At 26.9% G+C, this 12,782-nt stretch carries 12 protein-coding genes; 1 reads left to right on the forward strand and 11 read right to left on the reverse strand.

The features are described from left to right. Positions 1 to 514: 514 nt before the first annotated feature. The 7 genes from BUA73_RS02925 to BUA73_RS02955 form a co-directional block, all read right to left on the reverse strand. Positions 515 to 3,241: a hypothetical protein gene (locus BUA73_RS02925; RefSeq protein WP_084672012.1), complete on the reverse strand. Its 2,727-nt coding sequence runs from the start codon at positions 3,239 to 3,241 to the stop codon at positions 515 to 517. Between the two features lie 132 nt (positions 3,242 to 3,373). Beyond that, positions 3,374 to 4,621: a hypothetical protein gene (locus BUA73_RS02930; RefSeq protein WP_072902169.1), complete on the reverse strand. Its 1,248-nt coding sequence runs from the start codon at positions 4,619 to 4,621 to the stop codon at positions 3,374 to 3,376. Between the two features lie 16 nt (positions 4,622 to 4,637). Next, on the reverse strand, positions 4,638 to 4,823 hold the full coding sequence (locus BUA73_RS02935; protein ID WP_072902172.1) for a hypothetical protein: 186 nt from the start codon (positions 4,821 to 4,823) through the stop codon (positions 4,638 to 4,640). A 520-nt stretch (positions 4,824 to 5,343) separates the two neighbouring features. Further along, complete coding sequence (locus BUA73_RS14280; RefSeq protein ID WP_072902174.1) at positions 5,344 to 6,111, reverse strand: type II toxin-antitoxin system HicA family toxin; 768 nt, start codon at positions 6,109 to 6,111, stop codon at positions 5,344 to 5,346. 224 nt (positions 6,112 to 6,335) lie between these two features. After that, positions 6,336 to 7,199 (reverse strand): hypothetical protein, encoded by an 864-nt coding sequence (locus BUA73_RS02945; protein WP_072902176.1) that lies wholly within the window; start codon positions 7,197 to 7,199, stop codon positions 6,336 to 6,338. A gap of 60 nt (positions 7,200 to 7,259) precedes the next feature. Next, positions 7,260 to 7,796, reverse strand: a complete 537-nt coding sequence (locus BUA73_RS02950; RefSeq protein WP_072902178.1) for a hypothetical protein — start codon at positions 7,794 to 7,796, stop codon at positions 7,260 to 7,262. Positions 7,797 to 8,226: 430 nt separating this feature from the next. Further along, a complete protein-coding gene (locus BUA73_RS02955; RefSeq protein WP_072902181.1) occupies positions 8,227 to 8,694 on the reverse strand; it encodes a hypothetical protein in 468 nt (155 codons plus the stop codon). 268 nt (positions 8,695 to 8,962) lie between these two features. On the opposite strand from BUA73_RS02955, the gene BUA73_RS02960 reads away from it, so the two are divergent. Further along, a complete protein-coding gene (locus tag BUA73_RS02960) occupies positions 8,963 to 9,163 on the forward strand; it encodes a helix-turn-helix domain-containing protein (protein WP_072902184.1) in 201 nt (66 codons plus the stop codon). Positions 9,164 to 10,632: 1,469 nt separating this feature from the next. Here BUA73_RS02960 and BUA73_RS02965 read toward each other — a convergent pair. From BUA73_RS02965 to BUA73_RS02980, 4 genes are read right to left on the reverse strand one after another with little or no spacing between them, the layout of a single operon-like run. Then, positions 10,633 to 11,133, reverse strand: a complete 501-nt coding sequence (locus tag BUA73_RS02965) for a helix-turn-helix domain-containing protein (RefSeq protein ID WP_072902187.1) — start codon at positions 11,131 to 11,133, stop codon at positions 10,633 to 10,635. Next, complete coding sequence (locus BUA73_RS02970) at positions 11,123 to 11,374, reverse strand: hypothetical protein (RefSeq protein WP_072902190.1); 252 nt, start codon at positions 11,372 to 11,374, stop codon at positions 11,123 to 11,125. Before BUA73_RS02970 ends, BUA73_RS02965 begins: the two co-directional genes overlap by 11 nt. A 2-nt stretch (positions 11,375 to 11,376) precedes the next feature. After that, a complete protein-coding gene (locus tag BUA73_RS02975) occupies positions 11,377 to 11,658 on the reverse strand; it encodes a hypothetical protein (RefSeq protein ID WP_072902192.1) in 282 nt (93 codons plus the stop codon). 2 nt (positions 11,659 to 11,660) lie between these two features. Beyond that, entirely contained in the window at positions 11,661 to 12,665 is a 1,005-nt protein-coding gene (locus tag BUA73_RS02980; protein WP_072902195.1) for a tyrosine-type recombinase/integrase, read from the reverse strand. Positions 12,666 to 12,782 lie beyond the last annotated feature (117 nt).

Consider the following 12,782-nt stretch of genomic DNA (forward strand, 5'->3'; position numbering starts at 1 on the left):
TAAGCCTGTTTGTTTAAAGTCCCATCGACTATTATTTTTTTAATATATTTATCCCAAAAATGAATTTGGATCTAAATATTAAATTCGTATTACTATGCCTGCTTTCAATATTTTTTTAAAAGGAGCTTGTAGACTGAGTACAAACTCCAATTAATAAAAAATGAAAGAAAGTAATTATTATGTTATAAGCAAAATGGAAGTTAATTATAAATGTAATAATACCAATTTAATATTCAGTGTAAAAAAAAATTCTTGACATTTGTTAGTTAAGTATGTTATATTTAAGATTTATAGTACATTCTATATAAAAATAAGGGGTGATATTATAAAATATCCTCTCCTACCCCTTATTTCTCATCTAGATGTTATAGTTAACTCTTAAAATAATAGAAATACCTATCATCTTAAACTCTCCTAAAGAAAAATAAATAAAAAATTTACTTTCCTTCACAGAGTAACTTTCATTAAAACCCTGTAACCATTGGTATCACTAGATTACAGGGTTTTTTAACTGTTATTTTACTCCCTTTTTATCTTCCATAACAAAAATACTTAAAAATATATCTTTATTGTTCTGATAAAGTAAATTAATTAAATCAGCATTTATTTCATGTTTTGCAAACTTATCAATTAAAATTTTCATATTTCCTTGCTTTATTTTTAAGTTTAATATATTACATTTAAAGTCTGATGTAAGTTCATTAATTTTATCCATCAAATCCTTTTTTATTTCTTTACTATCTGTCTTACTTATTTGTTGCATTAAGTAATTTTTCTTATTTGTGTATTCTGCATACTTGCTTAAAATAGATTGTATTTGCTCGTATTTATATTTATTAGTAATATTATTATCTAATAGCTTTACAATGTCTACATTATCAACTCGATTGCTGTCTTTAATTTTATTAATTTTATCTTCCAATAGACACATAAAACAATTTACTTTTAGTAATTTATCTATATCTTTGTTTATATCAAATGTATCTGATGTATACTTCCAAAAACTTGGTAAGGCATTTTTTTTATTAATTTTAACTTGCATACAATCTAATTTTTTAATATTATTAATTTGCTCTTGTAAATTCACATTATATTTTCTTTTGGCATTATCTATTGCTACCTGTGCTAAAACCGAACAAATACATACTATATCTGCCAAATCTTTGTTTTTGCTATTCATATACCATGATAAAGCTATTTGAGCCATATTACTTGTTTTTCCTATATCAGCTTTGCTTTTTGCTAAAGCATTATCTATATCTGCCATATTCTTCATATTATTTTTATATTGTCTTTCATCTTGCTCAATACAATTAACAATAGTTGGATAATTATTCTGTGTGTATTTAGCAAAATTAACTATATCAACTTGATTAGTTGTTAAAATGAAGTCTGAGTCTTGGTCACTCCCATTGGCTCTGTCTTGAAAATCTGTTTTAATAAGATTAACTGCTATGATATTATCTGTAAAATTAAAATATTTGTCCATTATTTCGTTTTTAGTATTAATTACAATTACAATATTATTAGGTGCATTATGTGGATTTCTAAAACAAGCCAATTTCTCATCCTCTGCAAATCTAGTAGTATAACAAGTATTTCCTTGTCCTAAACTATTATCTGTAAAGCTACTATCTAATACATTGTTTGTGTGTTTAACTTGTCCTACTGCATGTAATAACATTATATAAGGATTGCCTACGATAGTTAAGTTATCGCCATTTATAAGTAACTTTCCTGATTTTAGTTTATCCTTCCAGTCTCTTATCTGATATTTTTTATAATCTCTGAATAATTTTGTACCAACTATATTTTTATTTCTATTATATAAATCTATAAGCATTTGATTAATATTCATTTCATTTTTTGTAGTATCTAAATACTTAATAAATTCATCAATATTATTTCGCATGTTATTCGTATAAATTAATGTGTTTTTAAGAATATTATTTATATTAACTTTTTTTATATCTAAAGTATTTAACATTTGATATGACATTCTTTGTAAATTATTATATTTGCTTTCATGTTCTGTTTTAACTATTCCAAATAAATTATTATCATTTTCTACTGCCTTAATCCAATCTTCCATAGTTGCATTAAATTTTTCCCATTTCATGCTATTTTCCGTTGTTATTAGTTTGATATTTTTAGCTAATAAATTTCTGCCATATCTATCTTTAATAGTAAACGTATTATAATCTAGTCCATTTTCTGCACAGTAGTCCATGAAGAATGATTGTATATTTGTATTAAACCCACAAGTCTTAAACATATGTTGTCTTAATAGTGCCATTCCTTTACCCTTCAAATCTCCAACAAATAAACTAGAATCTGCTAATGCTTGTCCATCAAATAGTGTATTCTTTAACTCATAATTATTATTATCTTCTGTATAACACTTATCATTTTTAACTTTTATCAGCTTACAACTATGTACAGAATAACTTTCTAAATCATTAATTACTAATATTTCCGTTCTAGGGTTAATCTGAATTAAACTCTCTAAGCTACTAGCTGTAAGTGCTTTATATGCTTCCATCTCTACCAATTTACAATCTTCATCTACATCAAACTCAATACCCATTTGTTGCCATTTATTAATTTTATCTACTAATTTTTCATTGATAAAGAATACCTCTCCAATTCTAGCTTTAGCACTTGTTCTGAACCAATACACATAATTTATTCTTTCGTCTAATACATACTGTTTATTTCCTTCATCATCTTTAACAATTCTTTTATTTTCATCTTTTTTAACTTTGTAGAAATCTAAGAAAAATCCATTTTGATATAATTGTTTTCTTACTTTTTCTTTCGTTATTTTTAAATCTGCTATTTTTTGTTCTAATTCTTTAATTTGTTCTGATAATATTTTTCTTTCTTTTCTACGTTGATTAATGATTTTAGTTTTACCTTTTACATCTGTAAATAATTTATCACCATGAATACTTTCCTTCTTTTCTTTTTTCAAATCTGCTATTTTTTGTTCTAATTCTTTAATTTGTTCTGCATCTATATCATAACCATAAGAAAATTTAACATTAATAATATCCCTTGTAGTATCCATTGTGCTTATATCTAACCCAATTTTATATAATTTGTTTAGCAATAAAGATTGATTAAATACTATATTATATATTTTATTTATAGTCTTCCCACATAAATTATTTTTTAATATACTACTACCTTCCAAATTTAATATTTTTACACTTTCAACCATTTTAATATCATTACACATAATTTACCTTACTTCCTTTCAATTTTTATTAGTTTTATTATTATTCCTTTTCTATTCACTGCAGCGAGATAATATCCACTTCACAAATCATGATCTAATTAATGATTATAACCTGTTCCTTTAAAGGAAATGCTATGATTTAACCTGTTCTTTTGCGTTACGTTTTGCTTGTATTTTTGCTTTTACTGCCGTAACACTACCAAATATATCCTTGATTTCTTTACTTGTATTATTTTGGTTTAATATTAATAAATTTAATATATTTGTGTATTGTTCTAAATAAAATTTTTCATAAATAATCGAACTACTGCCATAATTGGCATACAATACACTCTGAATATGAGTTTCGTTCATAATGCCCCAAACATCGCACGTCTTAATTTTTTCTTCTATAAACATATCCATAATTTTAATTTTCTTCTGAACTGATTTAATACGATTATTTATAAATTTTTCTTTCATCTGCACTTGCATATCATCAATATTTTTATCATTTAATATTTCCTCACATTTTACAAAATCTAATGTATGATGATGAATAGTATACGCATTATAACAAAGTTCAACTTCGACCTTAAAATTATCATATAATGCACAACAAATATCAAAATTAAGGTCTTCCCAAAATTCTTTTTGGTATTTTTCTGATAAACTAAATGCATCATTGACAGATTTTAATATTTTAATACTTTTACGTTTGCTCAACATTTTTTCATGTTTAATATTGAATTTCTGTATAAATTTTTCTATTGCAACTTTAATTACTTCTGCTTCTGATTCTGCTTCTGTGACTGCTCTAGTTAATGTAACAACTTGCCCTTTGTCATTATAATCTAAATAATTTATAACATAGCCATACTCATAAATTAATCCATATTTTTCATTAAGATTTTTAAGTGCTGTAGCCATTATACCTTTAACATTAGAATTAACATTGCTAAATAAATCTTTTACAACAATACTATTTTCCAATGCTTTTATACCTTTAAGATACAATATAAAATATTCTTCATTTTTTCTGCAAAAGTTGTAATTATCTGATGTTAGTAATTTTGTTGCTAGTAGATTATTTGTTAAATATAATATACTTTTATTTTGTTGCTTGTATAAATAATCTAGTAATATGTACTGTAAATCTGCATAATCAGTTGTTGAATGTTTATGTGAATTTTCGTTCTGTCCATTATTAATACGATTATCTACTTTTTCCTTCTTAACATCATATAATTCTGTAAATTGATATTTCCTACCAACCTTTTCAAATTTGCCATAACACTCTAATTCTGATACTAGAGCTTTCCTACTATTTGTACTATCTTTGTATTCTTTACCTATTATTTCTGCCCATTCCTTTAGGTTGTGTAACTCATAAATATTCATACTTTTTTAATCTCCTTTACTGATTAAACTTTTTTCTTAAATTTCTTAAAGTTGCTATCGCTGCAATTATTTCATCATTTTTCTTGAAACTATAATACGTTTTACCTTCATCTGTAAATTTATAATACTTAAAATTCAAATATGCCAATGCTTCTGCCAAATATTTATGTTCAATTACTGTAAATTTTTCATTATTAATCATACTTAATCTCCTTTATATTTTAACCGACCAACATTCTAATCCTATATAATCTTTAAAGGGTTTAATTCATGAGGATTGGAATTATGGTCGGTTAATTTTTATATATTGATATTCACTTATTGCCATTGTAAATAAAGGTGGCTTTCCCCTTGTTTGTTTCGCCTATCGGCTTCAAAAAAACAATTCCCCTTGCCCCCTCGTTTTCGTTCCTCAAACTTCACCCCCTAGGTAAACATTATTTACTTTTACTTTTTATAAAAAAGGGTACACTTTCCAATCACATATAATCTTTTAAAAGGGTTTAATTAATGGTGATTAGAATTAGTACCCTTTTTTATCCTTGAGTTAGATAATTAATCATTGGACAGCTTCAGCTGGACAATACTCTTTTGTCTTTGTCTTTTGGGTGTGGGTTTCCCACTATAGACCTACTTTGTACTAGATTGGTATAACTCTAATGGGAATTTCCCATACCCTAACTTTCGCCTATGGCTCAAGAATTGATTTGATACTATCATATTTACATCTGTTTTTGTATTTTGCAACTTAACCCTTTTCCCAAGGTATGTTGTGGCACTGGTATACTCTTGCTACCATTGTTATATATTTTATGATCTCCTTTTTGTCTGATAGCAGCATAACCATTTTCGGCTAATAGCTTATTCATTTTTTTATAATCAAATATTTTCTCAGTATTATTTTTTGTATACTGATTTTGTATTTGTAATGTCTTGTCCACAAATTTATTTTTATCAATTTCCTTTATTCTTTTGTCCATTTGTAATTGTAAAACCTCAAGGTAATTGGCATAGTTTTGTTTTAGATCGTTCATCATTTCAACAAAATATATATTGTAAATTTCTTGCATCATTATATTGTTTATAAAATTCATGCGATTAACAATATTACCTTTAATAAATTTAAAATTATTGCTCACTTTTTGGTGATTTATTGTTTTTGCTATGTCTATACAAGCATCTATAGTTGCTAATTGTTCAATTACATTTCTATTAAAAACATTGTTAATAATATCTGCTATTTTCTTTTTTACATACTCATAAAACTCATCCATACCCTTTTCTAAAATACCGTCTGTTATTGGTTTTATATTGTGTATAGAAGTGTTTTTTATAATGTAATTAAGTGTTTCACATAGCTCATCATATTTTTTATCAAATTCCTTTTTAACCCCTGCGTAAGCCTTATCAATATTGCTAATAAAAAGACTTTCTAATTGTTTTTGTGCTTCCCTAAATTCTGTTTCTAAGCTTTTTCTTACAAAATTCATCGAAACCCTCCTGTTTCCTATTTTTTAGTTTTTCGTTTGCAAACGAATAAGTGTTTAAAATACAAATTTTAACTACTAGTATCTATTTGCTTTATAGTGCGTTTTAAATGATGTAAATGATATAAGTATAGGTATTAGGTACTATACTTTAATATAAACGTGTTTTGCCTACCATTTAATCACGTTTATAGCCATCTTCCCAGGGTGGGAATGTGCTAATATAGTTATTTATTTTTCTTCTTTAACAGCTTGATATAATCTTTCAGTAATGATTGTTCTACTTCGTTCCATACATCATTTATGTTAGTAGTTTTAAAATAATATAATATAGTGCTAATTGAAATACCTCTATCAAAATAGTTATCTATACATATTTCTAATTCTTTTAGACTTACTCTTTTACTATTATCAACATAAATTTGTTTTAAATTTTGCATAATATAATTTTTACTATATATTCTTTTATCAAGTGCTAGTTCGTCTACTTTACTTAAACGTTTAACTTCATTAAAACTTCCAAATCTAAATTGGAATATTCCTATACATGGCATATTTTTACTTTGTTCAATATCAAATCTAGTGGCAACTCTACCTAGTTGTAAGCAGAATGCCTTATAAATATTTAATAGTTCCTCATCTGATACATTATTATATTGTCCATAATGTGTTTTCATCTCGTGTTCTAGTCCAATTTCTGTAATAAAATCATAATAAGTAATGCCTAAAACACTATTAATACTGCATGGTCTAATTCCGTATTTAATTATTTCATTTGTGTTTGGTATATATCCTAGTTCATTATATATTTTATATATTTTATTTTTATATTTAGTGTAATATTTTTGCATATGTTCTTTATCTTTTTTGTATCTTTTTCTTTCAGTATTTCTAACCCCTATTCTTACCAAGGTTTGTGCATATGTCATATTTAATTTGCTTTTTAATATATGTTGTGTAGGTGAATTTGCATCTTTAAAAAATTCTATTGCATTTTTAGGTTTTAGCTTATAGTATTGTTCTTTAAATACTTGTAATATTTCATCATTAGTCATTTCATTATAATTTAATCTTGCCTTTCCTTGTGCCATACCAACCCCTCCTGTGTAGTGTATCAAAGGGAGCTTGTACACTCCCTATGATGTATTATGTTAGTTATTCTTGTATATAATTGCATTAACTGTTTTTATATTACTGCATGATGTTTGTGTTGTAAGTGTATCTTTAATGTAGTCTATATAATATTCTGGGAACTGTGTTTCTGCCAATTTTTCAAGCTTTATAACAGATTCACCCCAAAAATCATCGGTTTCATCTATATCTATTTCTACACTTATTTCACGTACTACATCATACCAATATTCTAATAAAGCTATTTTTAAATCATATTCAAGCTCTCCAAAACTAACTACATTTAAAGCATCTCCCAAAGCATTATCAATCGATTCATCTATAGTTTCAAAATTATTTGTACAACTAATATAGACATACACTTTCTGTCCTTCTACGTAGTGTTCTGTTAATAATTCTTCTAGTTGTTGTTTATATTCCTCAGGTTCCTCATCTTCATCATACTTTAATAAATCTACCCGTTGTAATGCATAAATAAAGTCTTCTTTACTGTTAATATCTTCTATAACATAATAATCTCTATCATTTATAGCATATAGTATTTCTGTTTTTGTCATCTTTATCTCTCCTCATGTTTTAAGTCCTTTAGACTATTTATTTTTATTATATTTTTAAACACATACGTAAAACTAAGCTATCTAAAGCAAACACTATATATTCAAATTTAATTTCTTGTATCCATTGATTTTAACTGATTTTGGCGAATTGACAGCTTGTCCACTAGGAGTTAAAATATTTGTAGTTAGTAGTAGTTTATCACCTCGTTTCAATTAAATATTAAATAATAAAAGTTATATATTAGTAATTTTTGAATTAGGACAAAAGGATAACAACATTAACAGGTATTATTATCCTGTATTTGTCCCAGTTCTTAAGCATATCATATTTTTAGAGTATAAGTAAAATGTCGAATTTACTTATATTTTTTTATTTTATGGCAAAATACAAGCTTTTTCTTTAATTATCACCCTATTTTTAACTTTCTTATTAGTGTAGCATAACCATTTCTGTTTGTACTGTTCCGTTTTCCTTTTGGTATAAGTTGTAAACGTATTTCAAATCTGCTTTCTTTACTTTTGTTACAATTTCTGCATATGTTAAACTGTCGTTAAAATTTACACTTGCTAACTCTTCTGCTTCTGTAATTTGCTTTTGTAATTCTTGCCAAATCGGTGTATGTGCTATGTGTTTTATACACACCCAATTACCTGTACAACTATTAATTAGTTCGTCTGTCTCTGCTCCCCATATATCCCTAGCATCTTCTAAAATTGCTTGTACCATTTCTTTAGTGTTGTATGCGTAAATACCATTTGTTAATCTGTACTCTTCGTCTTCGTCACCTACATAGTTTAAATCTTCTAGCATGTCCACTGTAGCTACTTCAAACTCTTCTGCTTCTAACCCTTCTACGTTTGTTACAATACCCTCGTCTGTTAAAAATAATCTTATCATTTTAACCTCTCCTTTAAAATTATTATTTTTTATCTTACCAATTTTTAAGATTAACTTAATAATACTCCGCTAGAATTATTCTGTCAAGCATTTTTTTTAAATATTTTTTATCTATATTTTTTATTATTTAATTATGTATATTATTATAATTAATAACTTATAATTATTTTTTATTATTTAATATTAATTATATGCTTTTCTAATATATTATGCTATAATATACTACATAGATTATTGAGTATTATAGGATTATAGGAGATAAAAAGATATGATAAAAGTAAAAATAACTGATATTCTTGAAGAACAAGAACGTAGCATAAGATGGTTAGCACAAAAATGTGATATACATTACAGTACAGTATATAAGTTTTGTACAAATCAGACCGAGTCTGTTAATTTTGAAATGTTAGATAAAATCTGTGATGTCTTGCATTGCAAGGTTTCTGATGTATTAGAAAGAGTTAAATAATTTATTTCTTAATATTAAATGAGCACCAACCCCCTAAACTCGGTAACGAAAATGTTATCGGGTTTTTTATTAATTAAGATTAAGATAAATTATTTATTTAGATCTAAACTAAAAAAATCGTTTAACAAGGGTACACATTGTTTACATATCAGCTCCTGCCACTCTAACTATTAGTTATACCCTTCACAAACCCATTGGATTGGTAGCAAAAAGTGAGTTATATGAGAGTATACAAGTATTTTGTATAAGTAATCACTTGCATTATTTTTATTAATTATATATACGTTATTATTTTACGTTTTAAAGCATTGCGAATGTATCTAATGAATAAGTAATGGTATAAGGGTAAATAAAGCTATTTTGAGGGATATTTGAACGGTATAATGGGGATTGAGAGGTTATGTGAATATGATGAGTATGTGAGGGAATGGTGTTCCCCAAGCTAATTTTTATTTTGGTAAACGATTTTTCGTTTGAACAACGCAAAAGTTTGCTGTTCAAATTGCTATCATTTTGAGTGATAGCGGCAAAAAAGACTATCCAAAATTGAATAGTCCTGTAGTCGTAATTCACGATATATGATATTTATGAGGTCGTTACTAGTGACCCCTATTTAACAACCCGTAAACGTGATTAAATGGTTACTAAAAGTGGTTTATATTAAAGTATAGGGATGAGATGATTAATTATAGGAATGGTACATTTAAAATGAAGTATAGAGTGATATAGTTAACGTGTACTTGAGATGGAAACGTTAAAGTGGGTTGATATAGTCAACTTAAATTTGGAAAAAGCTAAATAGCTTTATGTGAGGTAATGATTATTTACTCCACATGCCCAAAATGGGAACATGAAAGTGAAGTAAGATTATCTGACTTCTGAAAGTGCAAAGTTGAGCTATGAGGGTTTAAGATTATCTGTAAGCTCTAAAACATAACCTTACTAAGGTTCACTATAACATAACTTCTGCTAGAAGTTAACCCAAGGAAGTAGTTTTAACCTACTCCCTTTATAATGTTGTATCGCTTTGATACTTTTATTTATTAATTGTTATTTTAATTTTATTAATTAATTTTATTCCCTGCCTATAATATACTTAATTTTTAATTCTTATACTCTTAATTCTTTGGGGGACTTTCATGTCCTTTTTGATTGGTACTCCATGTCCCATACAATCGGACATTTTTGTCCAAAACCTAAAATTTAATGATATTTGATACCTATTTTATGTCGGAATTGATTTCACAAATCGGCAAAATGGGTTTCGCATTTCAGAGAAAGCAAAAAATGTATTTTATAAATTAATTATGAATTAATTTTTTATATGACAAATAGGCTTATCTACTGTATATTTTAAAAAATATGTGGTATAATAAACCTAATGTGAAATATTAAATTACGTTTCGGATTTTTCCGAATCGCTTGGGATTTATCCCACTCAAGAGCCTAGGTCGATACTAGGTTCTTTTTTATTCCCAACCCAATAACTTATATTCTAGTGATAAATAATAATTAGGATCTCGTTGTTCATAATTGCAGAAATTATCTACTTTCTTCGGCTTATTTTTAGCCACGGACTTTATTTCCTTCACGATTGGATTATTTTGTCCATTCGTTACATTTTTTTGTGTAGTCGTAGGCTTTAAATCCTTAGTTTTTTCCTTGACAGTGTGATTGATATTGCTGAAGAATTGTTTTACTTTAGCAAAAACAGTATAAATATTACTTATACTACCCCTTCTACGCTTATTGATTAGTTTAGCATTAACTAATTCTGAAATATATCTGCTTACCTGTTTTACACTTCTTCCTAGTTTTTCTGCTAAATATTTTAGGGAAGGGTAACAATAGTCTTTATCCTGACACATACTTAGTAACATTTGATAACATCTGTAAGCTCCCATGCTTAAGTTTACATCATCCATTATATAATTTTCTGATATGGTATAGCCTTTACGTTTATCTAACATTGTTATCCCCTCCTCTCTTAATTACTCCTGTAGGTATTAAACTAACTTCTTCCAATTCTTTAACATATCTTTTTGTTGTTTTAACACATCTACCTATTCCAACTGATAACTCTTCTAAAGTTGCCCATCTGTTTTCAGCTTGACGAATCATTTCAATGTAACAATAGTATCTATAAGCACCATGGGAGAGTTTTTGTATAGCTTCTGTTTCTTCTATAATTGTATAACCCTCAAGACACATAATTATCTACCTCCCATGATTACTTCTAGTTCTAACTTGCTAATCATAAAATCTTCTTTGTAAAATCTATATCCAAACTCTAAAAATTTACAAAATTGATATCTATAAATTTGTGTATATGTGTTATAGTTACAAACTAGAGATAGTGTAATAATTTTATCATTTTTATTATCTAGCACCTTAACTGTACTATCTGCATTGTATAACTCTGTATTGTCCTGTTCTGCAGTGTCATGAAGGTATTTAATTAAGTCTGAAATTGGCATATTAAATGTATTTGTCATAATTATCTACCTCCCATGCTTGCTAATGGAGATATATAATTTTTCTTGATATCTCCTTGCAATAAGTCTGCATACGCATTTTCAGTCACGGTTACGCTTGAATGTCCTAGCAATTTTGAAAGAATATAAATACTACCACCAGCTGCAAGATAACGTTTAGCAAAATTATTTCTAAAAGTATGACAAGTTATTTTCTTATTTATTCGTGCCAATTGTAAATAGTATCGTAAGTTAGATTCTATGCCAGAAGCTGTCATCATATTGGCTCTGTTGCTACAAAAGATAAGGTTACTATTTAACACACTGTCTTTATAATTTAGCCATCTTTTAAGCTGTCTTTGCATTTTAGATCCAAAATAAACTATCCTATCTTTCCTACCTTTAGTTATAGTCTCACTTAAGAATATTGTATTGTTATTTAGATTAATATCTTCTATTTTTAAAGCAAGTGTCTCGCTTATCCTCATACCTGTATCTAACAACAGCTGAAATAGTATATAATCCCTATATCCACTAAATGTGTGTCTAGGCATACAGTTTAGTAATAATCTAAATTGTTCGTCTGAAATATCTTCTTTTGGTGTTCTTTTAACTTTGTATTGTTTAATAGTAGTAGCTACGTTTTCTTTAACTATTCTAGTATCTACACAATATTGTAAAAAAACCTTAATAATGCGTAAATACCCATTTACTGTTGTAGAACTAATTTCTTTATTAAAATCTCTTCTAGCACTTGGATTATTATTAACATTAACTGTTGTAGTAGTTAATGTATATTTACCTCTTTCCCTAGTGTCTTGTAAATATTCCTTTATTTGTGTTTTTGTAATTTTAGTTACATCTGTAATATTATATATTTCTTCTAGCCATGTTGAAAATAGTAGAATGGAAGAACGATATGAATTACGTGTCTTAACTGTTAAATCCTTTTCCACGCAGTAGCTTAAAAAAATGTCCATAACTTCATTAATGTCATTTTGTTGTTGTTTTTTATTTAATCTTGGCATAAAAAATGTACCTCCTATATTTTTCCTATAGTTAGGTACATTCCATATATTTATTGCTACGTTTTTATATTTATTGCTATTTGATTATAACTCTTAAAACCTGAAACCCATTGATAC

The sequence above is a fragment of the Hathewaya proteolytica DSM 3090 genome (genome assembly GCF_900142225.1).
Classification (GTDB): domain Bacteria; phylum Bacillota; class Clostridia; order Clostridiales; family Clostridiaceae; genus Hathewaya; species Hathewaya proteolytica.